We start from the raw sequence: 21,359 nt of genomic DNA on the forward strand, positions 1-21,359 counted from the left end.
GAAAAAAGAACATCAACGCTAAAAAAATTGGTCTGACCCTATGGGAAAGATAGGACCGGAGAAACAAAGCGAGCAAAAGAACTGAACATAGAATTGTTACAATTACAATAAATCTCTTATCAAGTGATACATAGTCCTGAAAAAAGATTCCAAGAATAAAACATATAACAAGAATAAAAAGTGGCTGCTTATTCAATTCGAAAATTTGTGTTACTCAAAAATATTTATTGAGACAAAAATTAGCACATCAAAATTTCAGAATCTTTAAAAGACTATTAAATTCGTTTTAAAAAATAAAAATCGCAGAAAAAAATTCTACGATTTATGTTATTTATTATTGAATATTTCAAACTTTCAAAATCACATCTGCAGCATGATCACTTGCCCCGCTTCCACCGAGCTTTTCTTTTAAAAGAACATAATCATTCAATACTTGTGATCTTTTATTTCCATCCAGTATCTTTTTTAATTCCTCGATTAAATTTCCGGTGTTCAGATCATTTTGGATCAGCTCCTTTACAACCTCCCGATCCATAATCAAGTTTACTAAAGAAATATATTTTATATTTTTAACCAATCTTTTAGCAATAGCATAAGAAATCTTACTTCCCCGGTAACAAACTACTTCAGGAACATTCAGTAAAGCAGTTTCCAGTGTTGCTGTACCCGACGTTACCAAAGCGGCTTTTGAACATCTAAGTAAATCATAGGTTTTATTTGAAACAAAATGCACATTATCATCTACATAAGATTCATAAAAATCTTTTGGTAAACTTGGAGCTCCGGCAATCACAAACTGATACTCTTTAAAAGATGATCTCACAGAAAGCATCATTTCCAGCATTTTTTCAACTTCCTGCTTTCGCGAACCTGGTAATAAGGCAATAATTTCTTTGTCATTTAAGCCGTTTTCCTTCTTAAAAGCATCAATATCGATTTCCTGTAAGCTGGATATAGCATCTAACAGAGGATGCCCTACAAAATGGGAATGAACTCCATGTTTTTTATAAAAGTCTTCTTCGAACGGAAGAATGACCATCATTTCGTCCACATATTTTTTTATGATCTCTACCCTGCCTTCTTTCCATGCCCAAAGCTGTGGTGAAATATAATACACTACTTTTATTCCAAGTTCTTTGGCAAATTTGGCTATTCTTAGATTAAATCCCGGATAATCAATTAAGATTAAAATATCAGGTTGATTATTTTTAATGTCCTCTTTACAGAATTTAATATTATTTAATATCGTCCTGAGATTCATAGCAACTTCCAGAAATCCCATAAAAGCAAGATCACGGTAATGTTTTACAAGGGTTCCTCCCTGCTTAGCCATCAGATCACCTCCCCAGAATCTGAATTCAGCATCCGGATCTTTCTTTTTTAAAGACTTCATTAAATTACTCCCGTGTAAATCTCCTGAGGCTTCTCCGGCAATGATATAATATTTCATTTCTATAATAAGGATAGAGAACAAATTAAAACTTTGTTGGATCTTAATTTGTAAATTTGTTCAAAGATAATGATAAAAAATGTCAGAAGAATTTGAAATCAGAAATAAAGTAAACGAAAGCGGTCTTGTAAATTTTGATCTTGCCACGCTTCTTCCAAAAGGCACAAGAAAAGGAATCGACCTGAAAGATTTTCTTTTTCAGGAAATGATTTTGAAAGAAAAAGAATTTCGTGCACAGGTGGCCGCTATCAATACTGATGAATATAGTGATGCTTACATATACATTTACAATTCGGCAGATGCTATTGTTCCATTGTGGGCTTATTTTGTCCTTACAGCCAAACTTACTGATGTTGCAAAGAAAATAGTCTTTGGTAACCGTGAAGATCTTGAAGTTATTTTAATGCACAATGCAATACAGACTTATGACTTTGATGATTTAAGAGATAAAAGGGTATTGGTGAAAGGATGTTCGGATAAGGAAATTCCTGAGAATGCGTATGTAGAATTGGTAGAACAATTGAAGCCGATCGTAAAATCTCTGATGTTTGGCGAAGCATGTTCCAATGTCCCTATTTTAAAAAACTAAACTCGATACCAGCTGCTTAGAAAAAATAAAAAACTTTAACAGTAATTTTAGATTAAAAAAATTATTAGGGAATATTTTTTGATAACTTTGGTTTATTAACAATTTAAATAAACACAACATGAGTTTAATCGATTTGCTAACAGGAAACACAAGCAACCAGGTTGCGGTACAGGCAGAAAACAAATTTGGAATCAGCAAAAACCAGATTATTGCTTTGTTAGCTGTAGCAGCACCCCTAATTATTTCGTACTTAAGAAATAAATCTCAGGATTCTAAAGAAGCTGAAGCATTAAACAATGCTCTGGATAAAGACCATAACGGAAGTATCCTGGATGATGCTTCACAAGTTGAAGCAAGACAGGCAGAAGGAGGCTCAATCCTTAGCCACATTTTCGGTAACGACAAACAAAATGTTGAAAATCAGTTATCACAAAATACGGGAATTTCCATTGATAAAATAGGTCCTGTTTTGGCAATGCTTGCTCCGGTTATTATGGGCTATATTGGCAAAGAAAAACAACAGAACAATGTTGGAGCAGGTGGATTGGGAGATCTATTGGGTGGAATTCTTGGAAATGCCTCTAATCAGGCACAGGCTCAGCAATCAAGTCCGTTAAATGACATTCTTGGTAGTGTTCTTGGCGGTGGCGGGCAGGCTCAATCTTCAGGAAATCCATTAAATGATATTTTAGGAAGCGTTCTTGGTGGAGGCCAAAAGCAACAACAAGGCGGACTAGGTGGTATCCTGGGAAGTATATTCGGAAAATAATTTAATTTGTATAAAAAAAAGACCGGGGATTTATTTCCGGTCTTTTTTATTCTGTTACTTCTTTGATTTTTCCTCCGAAGTTTCTAATGATTTAGAGGCTTTTCTTGGTCTTCTTTTTCCATAGCTGCCATTATTAATTTTACCTCTTCTTGATTTTTTGTCTCCTTTTCCCATAATAAATTATTTGTTGGTTACGTCTAATGTAAGAAAACTTGTAAAAAAGCACAAAATATTGCCGTTAAAATTTTTATAAAACCAGTATACAAAAGACTAAATTCTCACAAACAACCGGTTAAAAAAAGCAGAATTAAATTTTGTCATTATTAACAAATAGCATATATTTTATTTAATTTCAAAAATTGAAATCATAATCATAGTAAATTGTATCAAAAAAATAAATTAACTTTGTGTATTCTTAAAATAAAATTTTCATGAAAAAAATAATCTCTACTACATTGGTTTTCGCAATTTCTATTTTTGCTGGTTCATTATTCGCTCAGCAAATTTCAAGTGAACAGAGAATAGCTTTTCAAACAGATAATATTGAAACATTTAAAAAAGCTTTTCCAAAAGAAGACTACGATAAATGTCTGGGAGAAAAAAATATCAGCTACAATCTTTTGGCGTACAGTGTAAGATTCGACAAAAAAAATATTTTTAATTATTTACTTACAAATAATGTAGACGTCAATAAAATCTGCAGCAATCTAAGTCCGCTTATGGCCGCAGCTAAATTTGGAAGACCTGACCTGGCTAAAATATTATTAAAAAAAGGTGCTTCAAAAAATCTGAAGAATGAAAACGGAGAAACAGCCAAAGACATTTCAGTAAAATATAAACAGGCGGCTCTTACAGAAATTCTAAAATAATTTTCTTAAAAAATATATTCAAAAACTTCCTTTGGGAAGTTTTTTTTTATTTATAAGACTTTCAAAAATCTTATCTTTGCACTTTAAAATTCAGACCTTAATGAGTCTGGTATATAAAGTATAATATCTAACATCTAAAACTAATGTTTCGATCGCACACAAACGGAGAATTATCTCTAAAAAATCTTAATGAAGAAGTTACACTTTCAGGATGGGTACAAACTATCCGTGATAAAGGATTTATGATTTGGATAGATCTTCGGGATCGTTACGGAATTACACAATTGGTTTTAGACCAGGATCGCTCTTCAGCTCAATTAATGGAAGAAGCTAAAAAACTGGGACGTGAATTTGTGATTCAGGTTACCGGAAAAGTAATTGAGAGAGTAAGCAAAAATCCTAATATTCCAACCGGAGAAATTGAAATTTTAGTTGAAAAACTAAGCGTTCTTAATGACTCTCAACTTCCACCCTTTACAATTGAAGATGAAACAGACGGAGGTGAAGAATTAAGAATGAAATACCGTTATCTTGATATCAGAAGAAATCCGGTAAAAGATAAATTAATCTTCCGTCATAAAATGGCTCAGAAAGTGAGAAATTACCTTTCCGAAGAAGGATTCATTGAAGTAGAAACACCTGTTTTAATTAAGTCTACCCCGGAGGGAGCGAGAGACTTCGTGGTGCCAAGCAGAATGAACCCAGGGCAGTTTTACGCACTACCTCAATCTCCACAGACATTCAAACAACTTCTGATGGTAGGTGGAATGGATAAATATTTCCAGATTGTAAAATGTTTCCGTGACGAAGACCTGAGAGCAGACAGACAGCCGGAATTTACACAGATCGACTGCGAAATGGCCTTCGTTGAACAGGAGGATGTGATGAATGTATTTGAGGGAATGACCAAAACATTGCTCAAAGATATTACCGGGCAGGAATTCGGAGCTTTTCCGAGAATGACTTTTGCAGAAGCGATGCAAAAATATGGGAATGACAAACCGGATATCCGTTTCGGAATGGAATTCGTGGAGCTTAATGAACTGGTAAAAGGAAAAGATTTTAAAATATTTGATGATGCGGAATTGGTAGTTGGAATTAATGTTGAAGGCTGTGCAGACTATACCAGAAAACAGATCGACGAATTGGTGGACTGGGTAAAACGTCCTCAAATCGGAGCCTCAGGGATGGTGTGGGCAAAATTCCAGAATGATGGCGTAAAAACATCATCTGTTAACAAGTTTTACAACGAAGAAGACTTAACAAAGATCATTGAAAAATTCGGGGCGAAAGAAGGAGATTTGATGCTTATTCTTTCAGGAAATGAAAATAAAGTAAGAGCTCAGCTTTCCGCATTGAGAATGGAACTGGGAAACCGTTTGGGATTAAGAAAAGGAGATGTATTTGCTCCTCTTTGGGTAGTCGATTTCCCACTATTGGAATTTGACGAGGAAACTCAGAGATACCACGCGATGCACCATCCTTTCACTTCTCCTAAGCCGGAAGATATTCACCTGCTGGAAACTGATCCCGGAAAAGCCAGAGCAAATGCTTATGATATGGTTCTTAATGGAAATGAAATCGGAGGAGGATCAATCAGAATTTTCGACAGGGAACTTCAATCTAAGATGTTTGATTTATTAGGTTTTTCAAAAGAAGAGGCGGAAGCGCAATTTGGGTTCTTGATGAACGCATTTAAATATGGAGCTCCTCCTCATGGTGGTTTAGCTTTCGGGTTTGACCGTTTGGTGGCCATTCTTGACGGAAATGAAGTGATCAGAGATTATATTGCCTTTCCTAAAAATAACTCGGGACGTGATGTGATGATTGACGCACCGGCATCAATTGCTGATGCACAGCTGGATGAACTGGAATTACAATTAAATTTAAAAGCATAAATTAAAGCGAGGTTTTTACCTCGCTTTTTTATTTTATACTATCTGAGATATCAGTTTTGAAGTCACCTTTATCATATCTTCCCTGCCAGGTCCTGTAGAAAGATAACTCACAGGAATTTCAAGCTCATTTTCAAGAAATTGAATAAACTCCAATAATTCCTCGGGTAAAGAGGAAGGATCTTTACATTCTGAAAATTCAGTTTTCCATCCTTTCATCCGACGGAAAACCGGACGTGCTTCATCATCAGTCATTAAACCTGACACTACAGTCTGATCTTTGACTTTATAGTGAGTACATATAGCCACAGACTCAAAGCCATTCAAGACATCAGCTTTGGTAATGATCAATTGAGTCACTCCATTAATCATTACAGCATATTTTAAAGCAGGCAGATCCAGCCACCCTACTCTTCGGGGCCGTCCTGTATTAGAACCAAACTCATTACCTGTTTGCCTTATCTTCTCACCTGTTTCGCCAAAAAGCTCCGTAGGAAAGGCACCATTTCCTACCCTGGTACAATATGCTTTTGTAACCCCATAGATTTCGCCTACCTTTTTAGGCGAGACTCCCAAACCGCTGCACGCTCCTGAAGCAATCGTTGTAGATGATGTAACGTAAGGATAGGTTCCGTGATCTATATCGAGTAATGTTGCCTGTGCACCTTCTGCAAGAATTTTTCTTCCACTCTTGATCGATTCATTTAAAAACACTTCAGCTTCTATCCATCGAAATTTTTTCAGAAACTCTATAGCATCGAAAAATGTATCTTTCAGATCTGTTATCGGAGGAAGTATCTGACCATAATCTAACAGCTGCTGATAGTTTCTTTCTACAATATGATTTACTGTTTCATTAAAGTCGGATCTATCAATATCACCCACTCTTAGATTCTGCCGCAGAATTTTGTTCGCATAGGCCTGTCCTATACCATTTTTAGTTGTACCAATTGTATTATAGGATGAATTCTCTTCCATAAATACGTCCATTAATGTATGTGTGGGTAACACAAGATGTGCCTTCCTAGATACAGCCAGGCGTTTTTCAACCTGAATATTCATATCAAAAGCATTTAGTTTCAAAACTTCCTGCTTGAAATTAACAGGATCCAATACGATCCCTGCTCCGATTACATTGTCTACTCCTTCTATAAATATTCCCGAAGGAAGAGTTTTCAATGTTATTCTTTTTCCATTTCGTTCAATACTATGTCCTGCATTTGCTCCTCCGTTGAAACGTGCGACAATGTCATAATTCCGACTGATCAGGTCAATGAATTTACCTTTCCCTTCATCTCCCCACTGTAATCCTAATACGATATCCATATTTTATAATTTATCTCTTTTTACAGAGCAAAACTATAGCATGAATACGAGGGGGCAATTGTCATTTGACAAGAAAGGGAAATCTATATTATATTTTTTCTGATCCGGCTGAATGAGGAGGGTGTAATTCCGAGATAAGATGCCAACATTGCCTGAGGAACACGGTTTGCCAATCCTGGATAATGATCCAGAAAATGAAGATACCTGGATTTCGCATCCAGGCTCAGCATCGTGCTGGCAACCTTTAGCTTATTCTCTGCTACAAAAGCATGCAACTTAGCGATCAGAACCGGCCAAACAGATATTCTGCTTTCTATGGCTTTAAAATGATTAAAATCTATGGCCCATAAAGTTCCATCCGTAATTGCTTCTATATACTCGTTAGAAGGGGTCTGATTAACAAAACCCTGAAAATCTCCGATAAACCGGCCTTCATAAATAAAATATCGTGTACAATCGTCTCCTTGTTTATTATAATACAATGAACGAAATACACCTTCTTTTACAAAAGCAATCATCTGGCTTATCCTGCCCGCCTCTACAAATACCTCTCCTTTTTGGATAGTTAGTTCCTGTACTCCAACAGCAATCAGGTCTTCCTCTTCTTCACTTAGTTCCGCGAATTTCCTTATGTAACTGAATAGCTCTTTCATTCTTTATTCATTAGTATTTTAAAGATATACAAATACTTTTTATTCTCAATTGTCAATTGAGAATAAAACAAAAACACATTTTTCTTTTTACATTTTATAAAATCATAATAAAGTACCACATTACGTAAATATTTTTCATACGGCACAATCATTGTACGTTATCTAAACAAACATAGTACAATGAAAGCAATCTGGAATGGCGCCATTGGCTTTGGCTTAGTAAATATCCCTGTTAAAATATATTCAGCAACAGAAACCAGCAAACTGGATCTTGACATGCTGGATAAATCTGACTTTTCTAATATTAAATTCAAAAGAGTTAATGAAAAAACAGGGAAAGAAGTAAAGTGGGAAAATATTGTGAAGGCTTACCTGATGGAAGACCGGTATATTGTTCTCGACGATGAGGATTATGCAGCGGCAAGTCCTGAAAAAAGCAAAATATTATCGATCGACCAGTTTGTAAAAGAATCTGAAGTAGATAGTGTTTATTTTGAAAATCCATATTTTCTTGAGCCCCAGAAAAATGGGGAAAATGCTTACAGGCTTCTCATGAAAGCTTTAACAGAAACCGAAATGGTAGGTGTAGGAACATTTGTATTGCGCGAAAGTGAAGCAATAGGGATGATCAGGCCATACAAAGAAGAGGTTCTTATTCTCAACCGATTACGCTTTGATCAGGAAATAAGAGATTACCATGATTTAAAAATCCCGGCTAAAAAAGCTCCTAAACCTGCAGAATTAAAAATGGCAGTAAGCCTTATTGAGCAGCTTTCCCAGAAGTTTGATCCTACGATGTATAAGGATACTTACTCTGAATCACTCATGAAGATCATTAAACAGAAAGCTAAAGGTAAGAGTGTTAAGGCTCAGAAAGCTGAACCTGCAAAAGAAGGAAAAGTAATTGATTTGATGGCTCAATTAAAAGCCAGTTTACAAAGTTCAAAATCTAAAAACGCATCCTGATGGCTCTTAAAGATTATAACGAAAAAAGGAAATTTAACGAAACAAGTGAGCCTAAAGGCAAAACAAAAAAGAGTAAGGATCAGCTTATTTTTGTCATCCAAAGACATGCGGCCTCACATCTTCACTATGATTTTCGTTTAGAGATGGAAGGGGTTCTAAAAAGCTGGGCAGTTCCTAAAGGTCCTTCATTAGATCCAAAGGATAAACGTCTGGCTATGATGGTTGAAGACCATCCTTATGACTATAAAGATTTCGAAGGAAATATACCCGAAGGAAATTATGGAGCCGGACAAGTCGAAGTCTGGGATAGTGGAACTTATGAACCTTTAGAGAAAGACAGCAAGCTTTCTGACGAAAAAGAATTGTTGAAAGAACTTCATGCAGGATCTTTGAAATTTATTTTACACGGTAAAAAGCTGAAAGGTGAATTTGCTTTGGTAAAAATGAAAAACACGGAAGGGAATTCCTGGTTACTCATAAAACATAAGGATGACTTTGCAGAAGCTGGCTATAATGCCGAAGACAATACCTCTCCCAAATCTTTGGTGACAAAATTCTTAGAGGAAAAAAAAAGCCCAAAAAACAACAAAAAGAAGTCATAACATCAAAGCCTGAATTTAAAAAATTCAATGCATTAGCTGATGAAAAGAAGCTTACCTCTTTCATTAAGCCTATGTTGGCGAAGTCCTATGAAAAAGCATTTGATTCTCCGGAATGGATCTTTGAAATCAAATGGGACGGCTACAGGGCTATAGCCGATCTGAGCAAAAATGATCCTTTATTTTATTCAAGAAACGGAATTTCTTTTTTATCAAAATTCAGAAAAGTTACCCAAGACTTTAGTCTTCAAAAGCAAAAAATGATTTTGGATGGAGAAATTGTGGCCTATGACGAAAACGGAAAGCCCAATTTCCAACTATTACAACAGATTGGTGATAATCCTGATCTCGCCCTTGTATATCAGGTTTTTGATCTGCTTTGGCTGAATGGCCATTCTACCGAACAACTCCCATTATTGCAAAGAAAAGAGCTGTTAAAAGAAGCATTGGTAGAAACAGAAATGATTAAATATTGTGACCATATCCCTGAAAATGGAATCAGTTTTTTTAATCAGATGGAAAAAATGCAGCTTGAAGGCATGATCGCAAAAAAATCCGATAGCCAGTATGTTGAAAATCATAGAACTTCTGATTGGTTAAAAATAAAATTCACCAGTACTGAAGAAGTCATTATCTGTGGATTCACAGAACCCAGAGGTTCCAGAAAAGGCTTCGGAGCATTGATATTAGGAAAATATAAAGGTGGAGAGCTCATTTACTCCGGACATACGGGAACGGGATTCAATAGTGAATCTTTGAATCAACTTCATCAGCGTCTGAAAAAATTAACCATAAAAAATTCACCGTTTGACAAGATCCCCAAAACCAATATGCCTGTCACATGGGTAGAGCCGAAACTGGTTTGTGAAATCAAATATTCTGAAATCACCAAGGACGGAATTTTCAGACATCCTGTTTTTATCACGATCCGGGAGGATAAAAATCCGGAAGAAATCAATGATTCCGCCAATAAAGTGAACCCAAAAAATGAAAAACCTAAAAAAATGAAAGCCACCACATCATCAAAAAATACTGAAAAAGAAAAGGAAGTTACTTTAGATAAGCATAAAGTAAAATTGACAAATCAAGATAAAATATATTTTCCGGAAGATGGTATATCAAAAGGAGATGTGATTGAATACTATCAATCGGTTGCCAGATATATTTTACCGCATCTGAAAAACCGTCCGTTATCCTTAAACCGTTTCCCAAACGGAATTGAAGAACAAGGTTTTTATCAGAAAGATGCCAGTGACAATACTCCGGAATGGGTAAAAACAACACAGGTTTATTCTGAATCCAACGATAAGTACATTGATTATATCTACTGTAATAATAAAGCCACACTCGCTTATCTTAATAATCTAGGTTGTATAGATCTCAACCCTTGGAACAGTTCACTCCCTGATCTTGAACATCCCGATTATTTAGTGCTTGATCTCGATCCCTCTAAAAAAAATACATTTGATGATGTTATTGAAACCGCTTTACAGGTAAATGAAGTCCTGAAGTCAATTAAAGTGAAAGGGTATTGTAAAACATCAGGAAGTACCGGAATTCACATCTATATTCCGATGGGAGGTAATTATGAATTCGATCAGGTAAAGGATTTTGCTCATATTGTCATGAAACAGGTCAATGAAAAACTTCCTAAAATAACCACCTTAGAAAGAAGCCTTCAAAAAAGGGATGATAAGAAAATCTATCTGGATTACCTTCAAAACAGAACAGGACAAACGTTGGCAAGTGCTTACAGTTTACGTCCAAAACCGGGAGCTTCGGTTTCTATGCCGATTGCATGGGAAGAATTAAAGCCCGGATTAAAACCTACAGATTTCAATATCCACAACGCACTTGACAGGATTAAAGAAAAAGGAGATTTATTTAAACCGGTTTTAGGAAAGGGAATAGATATGATGAAGGCATTGGATTTATTGCAGAATTTAGGATAAATCAACGCCTTGATGAAACAAAAAAACCTGCATTGATAAAATGCAGGTTTTTCATTATAAGATTTTTAGTTATTATTATATACATGTACATCCCTTTGGGGAAAAGGAATTTCAATTCCTGCCTTATCAAGGGCTGCTTTACAAGCTATAATCAATTCTTCATTCATTGCCCAAAAATTTTCATTAGTGGTCATTACCCTTACAGACAAATTCACTGCACTATCTCCTAGCTCGGTAACAACTACTTGTGGCGCAGGTTCTTTAAGAGCATATTCATTCTGATGTATTGCATCCAGCAGTGTTTCTTTAGCTTGCTTTAGATCTGCATTATAAGAAACTCCTATATCAAACCACGTTTTTCTTGTTCCCAACTGCGTATAATTGGTAATACTCTTGTTAGAGATTTCACCATTAGGGATTACGATCAACTGATTCTGAGGCGTAATAAGCCTTGTATGGAAAACGTCTATAGCATTTACTGTTCCGGATACTCCGGAACTTGCCGAAATAAAGTCTCCGATCTTAAACGGTTTTAATAATAAAATAAGAATGCCTCCCGCAAAATTCGTTAAAGATCCCTGTAAAGCCAATCCAACCGCTAATCCGGCAGCACCTATCATGGCGACAAAGGCTGAAGTCTGTACTCCTAATTGGGTAACCACTACAATAAAGAGCAGGATATTAAGTCCCCAATTGATAATATTTAATAAAAAAAGCTGTAAGGACGGCTCCATATTACGCCTTTTAAAGGCTTTTTCAACAAGTCTTTTAATCATCCTGATCATCCACGATCCTACCAGATATATCAGGAATGCTGAAATAACAGCTGTAATAATTTTCGGTGCCCATGCAATAGCTGAGGTCAAGAAGGTGTCCCACTGTTGTTGAACGTTGTCTAATTTTAAATCATCCATTTTTGTATTTATTTAAATTGATATGTTATTTTTCTGATAAATTCTGAACGATCCACATACCATAAAAAAATTAACCTTAAACCCTGGTTTAAAGTAATCTATATGATAAAAGTATTGGATAGCAGAACGACCTGTTCAGGTGCACTCAATGATCATTTTTCGAAATTTATTCAGGTAAAAGAATCATTTCAGATTTTAAAAATACTGAAAAAAAGAATGATTTCCAATTTCTATACCGTACTCCTTTTTTGAAAAAGAGCAGTCTTTTTGAGACTTAAAAATTAAAAATAAACAGATTTAAGAGTTTAATTAAAAATTTATTTATAAAAATAAATTTACAGCGAAAAATATCATGGTAATTTTGCCACCATACTTTCAGGTAAAATTTTCAAAATAAAATAAATAATTTTCCATTTAAAATTCGGGACTATAGTAAATGAGCTCCCTGCATTGACCACAAATTCCGCAACATAATCCGGTTCCATTATCAGGGATTCCGTAAGCTTCAGACCTGTATTCATTTTAGTGCGAATATATCCGATGACCAATGCATTGACAATAATATTTCTTGAAGACAATTCCTGTCGGAGACCGGCTAAATATTGTGTGAATGCAGATTTTGTGCTTCCATATATAAAATTGCTTTTTCTTCCTCTTACTCCGGAAAGTGAAGAAAGTCCGATAATTCTCTCAAGGTTATTATTACTTTTGTCCATAGCAATAATATTAAGAATTGAAACCCCACCCATATAGTTTACCTGCATCATCTGGTATGCACCTTTAAAATCAAGCAAAGCTTTTTGATTGTCAACCAGAAATCCGGCTGCATAAACTACAATAGCCGGTTTTATCATCAGGTTATCATAAAATTGCTGATGCGAAGCAAAATCGGAAGCATCAAAATATATAATCTTAATTTTCGCTTGATCTAATTGATTTTCTTTAACAAAATTTTCCAGCGAAGCCGTATTTCTGGAAGCCGCAATTACGGAGTATCCTTTTTGCAGATACTGCTTAAAAGATTGTTTTGCAACATCGGAATTTGCTCCTAAAATCAGAACCGTTTTGTGTATACTTTGCTTCATCGGACAAAGATAATTTAAAACTATAAAAATAGTAAGGATTTTATGCCAACAGGGATTTATTGGTTACCATTTTTGTCGGCTTATCTCTATATAAAAGACCGGCGCGGTGAACAAAGTTCGCCGCGCCGGTTATATTATCTTTTAAACTAAAAAATTATTTCTTTTCAGTATCAATTTCTTTTTTCTCAGCAGTTTTTTCAGCTGCTTTAGTTGCTTTTTCTCCAAAACGATTGTCTGTAAATTCTCTTGATACAGCCGCTTTTTCGAACTTTAACTTTCCTGATAATGTTTCAATAACAAAACCATCATCCTGGATTTGAGCAATTCTTCCATGAAGGCCTGAAGTTAGTACTACCCTGCTTCCTACTTTCAGATTTTCCTGAAAGGTTTTCTCCTGCTTCTGTTTTTTCATTTGTGGCCTTATCATTAAGAAATAAAAACCTACAAACATCACACCCATCATGATCAGCATCATTGAAGATGATCCTCCTGCCGGCTGTGCCTGTAAAAAAATGGTTAATGTATTCATTTTAATTAAGGTTGAATATTCGCAGTGAATGTTAATTTAATTGGAGATTTTTCTACGTTCGCATATACGTCAGCATATTTCTGAACATTTCCATCGAAACTTGAAGAATCAAAATGTAAGGTAATCTTTCCTTTTTTACCTGGTAAAATAGGCTCTTTAGTAAAGTCAGGAGCTGTACATCCACATCCAGGCTTAACTTCAGAAATTACCAATGGATTTTTACCTGTATTGGTTACTTCATAAACATGCTCTACTTTATCTCCTTTTTTGATATTTCCAAAATCGAAGTTGCTTTCAGATAAAGCAAGTGAAGTTGAAGGTTGGTTAGATTGAGCCGGAGTTGCCGCTTCTGTTGTTGCAGGAGCTACCGCAGAATCAGCGGGAGTTGTTGCAGCAGCAGAGGAATCTGTTGCTACAGATTCAGCAGTTTGAGCCTCTTTGTTTTCTTTTTTACAAGAAACTAAACCAAAGCCTATAATAGACAAAGCGATAATTGATAACGTCTTTTTCATGTTAAATTCTATTTTGATCTTTACAATATTTATCTAAAATTCCGTTAATGAAGATATTTGATCTGTCTGTAGCAAATACTTTAGCAATTTCAATATATTCATTGATAATAACTCTTGAAGGTGTAAAAGGAAAATTATCAAGTTCCGATATAGCGGTAGACAAAATAACTTTATCCATTAAAGAAACTCTTTCCAAATCCCAGTTTTCCAATCTTTCACTTAGTTTCTTTTCATTATTTTCCCAATTGTTCAAAGTATCTCTTAGAAGTTTAGCTGCAAAAGCCTTATCATCTTCATCCTTGATCATTTTGATTAATGTTCTGCTTTCTTCATCTTCTTTCAGAAATCCAATTGTCTTTTGAACCATTGAATTGGAAATGTGAATATCATCAGACCAGGTGAGTTCCTTGTCTCCAAGGTAATCATGAAAATCTTCATTTTCAGCGATATAGCGCAAAAATAATTTTCCGATAAACTTCTGGTCCTCTTCAAAAGAATATTCTTCTACTTTCATGAAATCCTGGTAACGTTTCCCTGCTGTAATTCTCTGGAAAGTTTTTACCAATAGATCATCATGTAAATCCCATTTCAATTCTTTATGTTGCCCTGTAAAGAATAGCCTCTCAGGGTTTTCCTCTAGTTTGATCAACACCTGATTGTTAATAAATTTCTGGTTGGGATTAATATCAGAATCTGTTTTCAGATATTTTTTCTTCCCAATTTCCATCTGGTTTTCAGCAAGCGCCTTTAGACCTACTAAAAAATTCAGTTGGTAAATATAGAGATGATAGATTTTCTCTATACCCGAAAACATGTTTTTCTCTAAAACATCAAATTTAATCGGATTCTGGTAGTATGAATACACATTTTCCACCACTTTTTCACGGATTTGTCTTCTTCCTAACATTCAAAGAGCTTTTTATGGGTGCAAAGATACAAAATTTAAAATTTATCGAATTCGTAGTGTGAAGGTATTTTTGTAATTTTGTAAAACTATATGAAAGCTTTAAAAACCCTGAACCCCTACTTTTGGAAACACAAGATATTGTTGTTTTGGGGGCTGTTATTTATCATTGCCAGTAATTTTTTTAATACATATAAAGTTCAGTTTGTAGGAAAATCGGTTGATGAACTTACCAAAAACGGACAAATGGGATTCAACAGGCAGGTATTAATTTACGTTGCCATAATTGTTGGTTGTTCGTTATTGACGGGATTCTTTACTTTCATGATGAGACAGACCATTATTGTAGCGTCAAGGAGAATTGAATATGAGCTTAAAAATAAAATCTACAGACACTATCAGGAGCTTTCCCTTACAGACTATAAGCAGACGACTATCGGTGACCTCATGAACCGGTTGAGCGAGGATATTGTAGCAGTAAGAATGTATCTGGGACCAGGAGTAATGTATGTCGTTAATTTATTGGTTTTGCTTCTTATTACCAGCATCTACATGATAAAAACGGATGTGTCCATGACTTTGTGGACTTTACTGCCGCTTCCGATCTTATCATACCTTATTTTTAAAGTAAGCTCAATCATTAACAAGAAGTCAAAAATAATGCAGAAAAGCCAATCCGGCATTTCAACTTTTGTGCAGGATAGCTTTTCGGGAATAAGAGTTGTAAAATTCTTTGCGAGAGAAAATTACATCAAAAAGAATTACGGGGTAAAAGTAACCGACTATCAGGACAAGGCATTAGATCTGGCAAAGACAGAAGCCTATTTTTTCACCATTATTTTATTTGTAATCGGATTGCTTAACGTAGCCATCATCGTTATAGGTGGTCAAAAATACATTGCAGGACAATTGAGTATTGGTAAAATAGCCGACTTTTTCATGTACATCAACACTCTTATATTTCCCTTTTCAATGGTAGGATGGGTAACATCTGTCAATCAAAGAGCAGAAGCCTCCATGCAGAGGATTAATGAGTTTTTGGATAAAAAATCTGAAATCATTAACAAAAATTCTGATCAGTATAAAATCAAGGGAGATATTGAATTTAGAAATGTTTCATATGTGTACCCTAACACAGGAATAAAAGCTTTAGAAAATTTAAGCTTTACAATTAATGCGGGACAATCATTGGCGATTATGGGGAAAACAGGAAGCGGAAAATCTACGATCGCCTTATTGCTATGCCGTTTAATAGACCCCACTGAAGGTGAAATTCTGATTGACGGGAAAAATCTTAAGGACCACAATCTCGAAGTGTACAGGGATTTTATTGGCTATATTCCTCAGGAGAGCTATTTATTCTCGGATACTATAGAAAATAATATTGGATTTGCGATCGACCATCCGTCCCATGAGAAAGTAGTAGAATATGCTAAAATCGCAGACGTTCATAAAAACATCATAGGATTTAAAGAACAGTATAAAACGACGGTTGGAGAGCGTGGAGTGATGCTTTCGGGAGGACAAAAGCAAAGAATTTGTATCGCCAGAGCCCTGATTAAGGATCCAAATATCATTATTTTTGATGATTCTTTATCTGCATTAGATACCGAAACCGAACAAAATATACTGCAAAATATTGAGTCAAAAATCCACAATGCAACCTCCATAATTATCACACACAGAGAGTCTAGCGCACAAAGAGCTGACAAAATCCTTAATCTTACTGAAATTACCAATTCTGTAACTGCTTAGCCGATTCATTCAAAATTGTTAAATAAATCATAAAAAAAATTTTGTGATTAAAAGAAATCTTTTATATTTGTTCTTAACAAGATTAAAAAATATCTAACAATGAGTGAATACAAGGAACGCCATGAAAATGAAATTTTCACGAAGGTGTTAAAAGCAGGAAGAAGAACATATTTCTTTGATGTGCGTGAGACGAAAGCGGGGGATTATTATCTTACGATTACCGAAAGTAAAAAGAACTTCGGTGAAAATGGAGAGGCTACATTTGAAAAACACAAAATTTACCTTTACAAAGAAGATTTTAAGAGTTTCCAGGAAATGTTCAATGAGTCAACAGATTTCATCATTAATGAAAAGGGTGAGGATGTAATTTCAGAAAAACATGACAAAGACTTCAAAAGCAAATCTTATACTATAGATTCTGACGACGAAGTATAAAAAAAGAATATCTAAAAACACAAGCATCTGAAAAAAGGTGCTTTTTTTATGTCTATTTTTTTACAGGATTATTCTAAGGACAATGAATTTAAAGATGGGCAAAAGGGTACTTTTAAATACTAATTATGATGTACCACTCATTAACAGTAATATGTTAGAAATATGCTATAAAACTCCTTCTAAAGTATTCTCCTAATATTTATCACTTCACATTCTATTTCAATCAAGTATTCCCCTTAAAACAGCATCAAAATAAAAATCTATCCTGATCCTAAAATAAAATTAAAAGTTTTTGATATTTTTTTGGATAAAAAAATGAAACATCAGAAAGGTATAAAATAAAAAAGTACACTTTAAAAGTGTACTTTCTTTGGGTGAATGATGGGTCTCGAACCCACGACCTTCGGAACCACAATCCGACGCTCTAACCAACTGAGCTACAATCACCGTTTTGTGGTTGCAAATATAGGAAAGATTTTTTAATTACAAAACAATTCCTTCAAAATTTTTCAAAGCAATTAACTTCTCTGTCGTAAATCCCTCAGCGTAAGCAACTCCCGATAGACGCCCTAAATCCTGAGCTCTGTATGTTAAGCTTTCCAGAAAGTCTTTTGTAGCAATCGGAGTTACCGGTTCGGTAGAATTCGGATCATAAAACTGAGTTTTAAATGCAAGACATGCTTCAATTTTCTTATCAAGATAATTTGAGATATCAATTACAAATTCAGGTTGAATATGTTTCCACTGGATATAATGAAAAATATGCTTAGGCCTCCATACGTCCTGACTTTCTCCTCCTTCTACAGTCTCCACCTTTCTAAGACCAGCTAAAAAGCATGCATCGGAAACTAATTTGGCTCCTTTTGCATGGTCGGGATGTCTATCATCAATTGCATTGGCTAAGACGATTTCCGGGCGGTATTTGCGGATCATCTTCACAATTCTAATCTGGTATTCTTCCGAATTAACCAGAAACCCGTCTTTCATACCTAAATTTTCCCTTGCGCAAACCCCAAGAATTTTTGCAGATTCAGCAGCCTCCATTTTTCTGGTTTCGTCTGTACCTCTTGTTCCCAGTTCACCTTTTGTAAGATCTACAATAACACATTTTTTTCCTTCTGATATCAATTTGGCAATGGTACCTCCACAACCCAGTTCTACGTCATCAGGATGCGCTCCAAAAGCAAGTATGTCTGTTTTCATATTTTTCAAAGATAAGGCTTAAAATAAAAACTTCCCAAACATTATGAATGGGAAGTTTTAATATATATAATTTAAATTTTAAATTACTTATTGATCTCACCGTTAAGTTTAACAGCATCCTGATAAGTCGGATCCAACTGAACAGACTTAGCAACATAATCTTTAGCTTTAGCTAGATCAGAATCTTTGCTCATATAAGCTACGGCAAAGTAAGCATAAGCTAAAGTTTGTTTATTAGCCTCTACATCTGCTGGCTTAACAGTAGTGATGAATTTTTCATACGCTATTTTCGCAGCATCATTATTCCCAGCTTGTTGGTAAGAATAACCTAAACTGTAATAAGCAGGAGCCCAATCAGGAAGAAGTGTACTCATTTTCTGCCATGTTAATATAGCTCCGTTCCAGTTTTTAACATCCTGGTAAGCAGTCGCTAATTTGAATAATGAATCCGTATCCTGCGCATTAGCTGCTACTTTTTGCTTTAATCCTTCAATGGTAGGGTTTGTAGGTCCTGCATCAGCTGATCCCTGAGAAGCTCCTCCTCCGGCAATCTTAGCTAATTCCATATCCCATTTCATTGTTTCATCTTTTGCAGCTTTTGCGATAGCTATTTTCTGCTGAGCTTCAGTTGTTAAAGCAGTTTTCTTTGCTGCATCTTTTTCATCCTTAGCCAATCCAGCGGCAATTAAACCTTGTAATCCCTGGTCAGCAGGTTGTACTCTTGATTTATCCGCCTGAGAAACGAAAGTATCCATGTTTTGCTTAGCCTCTGCATATTTACCTTCAGAATATAATTGATAAGCTCTCAATTTGAACTTAATAGGATCATCAATTTTATCAAAGATCTTATCTAAAACAGTTCTTGAATTGTTATAATCTTCGTTTGTAAAATAAAGCTTAGCGATTTCTAATTGTGTATATGGATCTTCATCCGCATATTTAGTATAATTGATCAAGTCCTGAGTCGCTTTATCATTTTGCTGATATTTAATATCATAGGCAGCCAAAGCTTTATAAGCAGGTGCATATGTAGCATCTACAGCAATTGCTTTATCAATATTTTCTTTAGCTAATTTCCATTGCTGAGCAGCCATCCATAAAGTACCCATTCTGGTATAAACAGAAGCTTTATTTTTAGCCAGAGGTAACGCTTTATCATAAGCAGTCATAGCATCACCAGGGATTTTTTTCAATCTGTAAGCGTCTCCCAGTGTATAGTAATAATTCGCAGGAACTTCTTTTTTCTGTGCCCTTTCAATTGCCTTATTAAGGAATTGAATGGCAAGATCAGGAGAGTTATTTTTCTCAAATAAAGTTAAAGCCTCTGCAGCTCTGAACAATACTTCAGCATCTTTTTCTCTTGAATCGCTAACAATTTTCTGTATTTCTGCAACAGCTGCCTTATCACCTTTTCCAAGCTTTACAGCTGCCAATCCGATCTTGTTTAAATAGCTTTTGCTATCTGCTGCAAGACCTTTATTGAAGCTTTCAGTTGCTTTAGCAAAATCCGGCTCACCTTGTCTTAGAAAAGTATTTCCTAAATAGAAATAGTTTTCAGCAGTAGGAGCTTTAGCAATCATATCGGTGAACTGAGTCTTTGCCTGGGCAAATTTATCACTGTCGATACTGTTAATACCATCTTGCAATGTTTGTGCAAACGAAAAATTGGCAAAAAATACCACCGCTGCTCCAAAAGCAATCTTTTTTACATTCATAATCATTATATCTTTCATTTTATATTTTCTAAATCGAGTAATATTATACACAATTTTCAGACCAAAATAGTGTATTTATTTGGGGGATAAAGTCAATTTAATATTTTTTAACGCATTTGCACCTCTCTTTTGTAAATATTGTAGGGTTGCAAACCTTCCTTCTGCACAATCATTTGCCCTAATTGGGTACATGAATATCTGATGAAACCATTGGCAATGTTAAAGTTTCCTTCATTTGTTAAAAAATACAAAACTCTAGTAAAAGGATATTTCATTTCACGTAGTCCTGCAGAATCCGGAGTATATAATTTTCCTTTGTTTTCAACCGGCAATATTTTAACCATATCCCTTAATTTTTCAGAAGTTTTATCATAAGGGCGGCTAAAGGTATTAAGACCTATGACACCAATTTTATCGGGATATTTATTGAGCTGTTCAATGATATTTTCACTACCTGGAATCACAGAAAATTGGAGATCTTTAGGCTGCTTCTTAAGCTTCTGAGCCACATAGTTTAAGTTACTAGAATTAGTCCCGTCAAAAACAAATTCCTTTTTATCAGAAAGAAGACCGTTTTGAATTTCATCCATTGAAATACTGGTCCTGGTAGAATTTTTTGGAACAATAAAAACAACTGCGTCAGCAGCAAATCTGGCAGGCAAAAATTTAGAACCCACCTGCTCTTTAAAAGCTTTAAGCTCTTCAGGACTTAAATCTCTGGACATTACCGCTACTCTGGCCTTTCCTTTCAGAAGGTCTAAAAAGCCCAGGTCTTCCTTCCTTGTAACTACCTTTAGGTGCGCTTCAGGATAATTAATCATGTATCCGTCGGCTAAGGCTTCCGTAACACTTTTAAAGGATTCATCAGTAAGGATTGTAAGATCTCCCTTATAATAGGATGGGGATTTGTCTTCTTTTTTACAGCTTACTGCAACTATACTTAAGACAAAAAGTATGATTACTTTAAAATTATTCTTCATTTCCTGAATTTTTTATTCTTGAAACCGCTCTGTAAATTCTAAAGATTCCATACAGAATCATAACACCTCCAAGAGGGTACGCTACAGTAGGCTCTAAAATAATAAAGAAGAATTTGTAAAAAATAACTACAATTCCTAAAACGATATAAAACAATCCCGTAACCAGGGATAACCAATTGAACATCATATAACAAAAATACCAAAAAAAATAAAAAGAGAAGCATATGCTTCTCTTTTTTAATTATTATTTAAAGATAAA

The 21,359-nt window shown here is 35.1% G+C and carries 22 protein-coding genes and 1 tRNA gene; 9 read left to right on the forward strand and 14 right to left on the reverse strand.

Going from position 1 to position 21,359, the window contains the following annotated elements; all coding sequences use genetic code 11:
- Positions 1-346: 346 nt before the first annotated feature.
- Positions 347-1,450: a lipid-A-disaccharide synthase gene (lpxB, locus tag PFY10_10920; protein ID WBV54760.1), complete on the reverse strand. Its 1,104-nt coding sequence runs from the start codon at positions 1,448-1,450 to the stop codon at positions 347-349.
- A gap of 79 nt (positions 1,451-1,529) precedes the next feature.
- Between lpxB and PFY10_10925 the strand changes: the two genes are divergently transcribed.
- On the forward strand, positions 1,530-2,039 hold the full coding sequence (locus PFY10_10925) for a DUF2480 family protein (GenBank protein ID WBV54761.1): 510 nt from the start codon (positions 1,530-1,532) through the stop codon (positions 2,037-2,039).
- Between the two features lie 118 nt (positions 2,040-2,157).
- A complete protein-coding gene (locus PFY10_10930; GenBank protein WBV54762.1) occupies positions 2,158-2,808 on the forward strand; it encodes a DUF937 domain-containing protein in 651 nt (216 codons plus the stop codon).
- 54 nt (positions 2,809-2,862) lie between these two features.
- Here the strand turns inward: PFY10_10930 and PFY10_10935 are convergent, their stop codons facing one another.
- Positions 2,863-2,982 (reverse strand): 30S ribosomal protein THX, encoded by a 120-nt coding sequence (locus PFY10_10935; GenBank protein ID WBV54763.1) that lies wholly within the window; start codon positions 2,980-2,982, stop codon positions 2,863-2,865.
- A 257-nt stretch (positions 2,983-3,239) separates the two neighbouring features.
- Here PFY10_10935 and PFY10_10940 point away from each other — a divergent pair, with 257 nt between their 5' ends.
- Both PFY10_10940 and aspS read left to right on the forward strand, forming a co-directional pair.
- Positions 3,240-3,677, forward strand: a complete 438-nt coding sequence (locus tag PFY10_10940) for an ankyrin repeat domain-containing protein (GenBank protein ID WBV54764.1) — start codon at positions 3,240-3,242, stop codon at positions 3,675-3,677.
- Between the two features lie 143 nt (positions 3,678-3,820).
- Positions 3,821-5,575: an aspartate--tRNA ligase gene (aspS, locus tag PFY10_10945; GenBank protein ID WBV54765.1), complete on the forward strand. Its 1,755-nt coding sequence runs from the start codon at positions 3,821-3,823 to the stop codon at positions 5,573-5,575.
- Positions 5,576-5,608: 33 nt separating this feature from the next.
- Here aspS and PFY10_10950 read toward each other — a convergent pair whose 3' ends face one another.
- Positions 5,609-6,898 (reverse strand): adenylosuccinate synthase, encoded by a 1,290-nt coding sequence (locus PFY10_10950; protein ID WBV54766.1) that lies wholly within the window; start codon positions 6,896-6,898, stop codon positions 5,609-5,611.
- A gap of 83 nt (positions 6,899-6,981) precedes the next feature.
- Positions 6,982-7,551: a Crp/Fnr family transcriptional regulator gene (locus tag PFY10_10955; GenBank protein WBV54767.1), complete on the reverse strand. Its 570-nt coding sequence runs from the start codon at positions 7,549-7,551 to the stop codon at positions 6,982-6,984.
- Positions 7,552-7,731: 180 nt separating this feature from the next.
- Here PFY10_10955 and PFY10_10960 point away from each other — a divergent pair, with 180 nt between their 5' ends.
- From PFY10_10960 to ligD, 3 genes are all read left to right on the forward strand, one after another.
- Positions 7,732-8,517 carry a Ku protein gene (locus tag PFY10_10960; GenBank protein ID WBV54768.1) on the forward strand — a complete coding sequence of 262 codons (786 nt, stop codon included), beginning with the start codon at positions 7,732-7,734 and terminating at the stop codon, positions 8,515-8,517.
- A complete protein-coding gene (locus PFY10_10965; GenBank protein ID WBV54769.1) occupies positions 8,517-9,119 on the forward strand; it encodes a 3'-phosphoesterase in 603 nt (200 codons plus the stop codon). Before PFY10_10960 ends, PFY10_10965 begins: the two co-directional genes overlap by 1 nt.
- 71 nt (positions 9,120-9,190) lie before the next feature.
- Entirely contained in the window at positions 9,191-11,068 is a 1,878-nt protein-coding gene (ligD, locus tag PFY10_10970; protein WBV54770.1) for a DNA ligase D, read from the forward strand.
- Between the two features lie 65 nt (positions 11,069-11,133).
- Here the strand turns inward: ligD and PFY10_10975 are convergent, their stop codons facing one another.
- From PFY10_10975 to PFY10_10995, 5 genes are all read right to left on the reverse strand, one after another.
- Positions 11,134-11,982 (reverse strand): mechanosensitive ion channel family protein, encoded by an 849-nt coding sequence (locus PFY10_10975; GenBank protein ID WBV54771.1) that lies wholly within the window; start codon positions 11,980-11,982, stop codon positions 11,134-11,136.
- A gap of 350 nt (positions 11,983-12,332) precedes the next feature.
- The gene (locus PFY10_10980; protein ID WBV54772.1) at positions 12,333-13,067 is read right to left on the reverse strand and encodes an SDR family NAD(P)-dependent oxidoreductase; all 735 of its coding nucleotides are present in this window, start codon (positions 13,065-13,067) and stop codon (positions 12,333-12,335) included.
- Positions 13,068-13,221: 154 nt separating this feature from the next.
- On the reverse strand, positions 13,222-13,596 hold the full coding sequence (gene yajC, locus PFY10_10985; protein ID WBV54773.1) for a preprotein translocase subunit YajC: 375 nt from the start codon (positions 13,594-13,596) through the stop codon (positions 13,222-13,224).
- 5 nt (positions 13,597-13,601) lie between these two features.
- Positions 13,602-14,108 carry a DUF1573 domain-containing protein gene (locus PFY10_10990; GenBank protein ID WBV54774.1) on the reverse strand — a complete coding sequence of 169 codons (507 nt, stop codon included), beginning with the start codon at positions 14,106-14,108 and terminating at the stop codon, positions 13,602-13,604.
- A 1-nt stretch (position 14,109) separates the two neighbouring features.
- Positions 14,110-15,015 (reverse strand): transcription antitermination protein NusB, encoded by a 906-nt coding sequence (locus PFY10_10995; protein WBV54775.1) that lies wholly within the window; start codon positions 15,013-15,015, stop codon positions 14,110-14,112.
- 90 nt (positions 15,016-15,105) lie between these two features.
- Between PFY10_10995 and PFY10_11000 the strand changes: the two genes are divergently transcribed.
- Both PFY10_11000 and PFY10_11005 read left to right on the forward strand, forming a co-directional pair.
- Complete coding sequence (locus tag PFY10_11000; protein WBV54776.1) at positions 15,106-16,767, forward strand: ABC transporter ATP-binding protein; 1,662 nt, start codon at positions 15,106-15,108, stop codon at positions 16,765-16,767.
- 99 nt (positions 16,768-16,866) lie between these two features.
- Positions 16,867-17,202 carry a DUF3276 family protein gene (locus tag PFY10_11005; GenBank protein ID WBV54777.1) on the forward strand — a complete coding sequence of 112 codons (336 nt, stop codon included), beginning with the start codon at positions 16,867-16,869 and terminating at the stop codon, positions 17,200-17,202.
- Between the two features lie 372 nt (positions 17,203-17,574).
- Here PFY10_11005 and PFY10_11010 read toward each other — a convergent pair.
- The 5 genes from PFY10_11010 to PFY10_11030 all read right to left on the reverse strand — a co-directional run bounded on the left by PFY10_11010 (position 17,575) and on the right by PFY10_11030 (position 21,284).
- A tRNA-His gene (locus PFY10_11010) sits at positions 17,575-17,650 on the reverse strand.
- 35 nt (positions 17,651-17,685) lie between these two features.
- Complete coding sequence (gene bshB1, locus PFY10_11015) at positions 17,686-18,405, reverse strand: bacillithiol biosynthesis deacetylase BshB1 (GenBank protein ID WBV54778.1); 720 nt, start codon at positions 18,403-18,405, stop codon at positions 17,686-17,688.
- 83 nt (positions 18,406-18,488) lie between these two features.
- A complete protein-coding gene (locus tag PFY10_11020) occupies positions 18,489-20,138 on the reverse strand; it encodes a tetratricopeptide repeat protein (GenBank protein ID WBV54779.1) in 1,650 nt (549 codons plus the stop codon).
- A gap of 89 nt (positions 20,139-20,227) precedes the next feature.
- Positions 20,228-21,100, reverse strand: a complete 873-nt coding sequence (locus PFY10_11025; protein ID WBV54780.1) for a substrate-binding domain-containing protein — start codon at positions 21,098-21,100, stop codon at positions 20,228-20,230.
- On the reverse strand, positions 21,090-21,284 hold the full coding sequence (locus tag PFY10_11030) for a DUF308 domain-containing protein (protein ID WBV58933.1): 195 nt from the start codon (positions 21,282-21,284) through the stop codon (positions 21,090-21,092). The genes PFY10_11025 and PFY10_11030 overlap by 11 nt, the downstream gene beginning before the upstream one ends.
- Positions 21,285-21,359 lie beyond the last annotated feature (75 nt).

Source organism: Chryseobacterium daecheongense, from assembly GCA_027920525.1.
Taxonomy (GTDB): Bacteria; Bacteroidota; Bacteroidia; order Flavobacteriales; family Weeksellaceae; genus Chryseobacterium; species Chryseobacterium proteolyticum.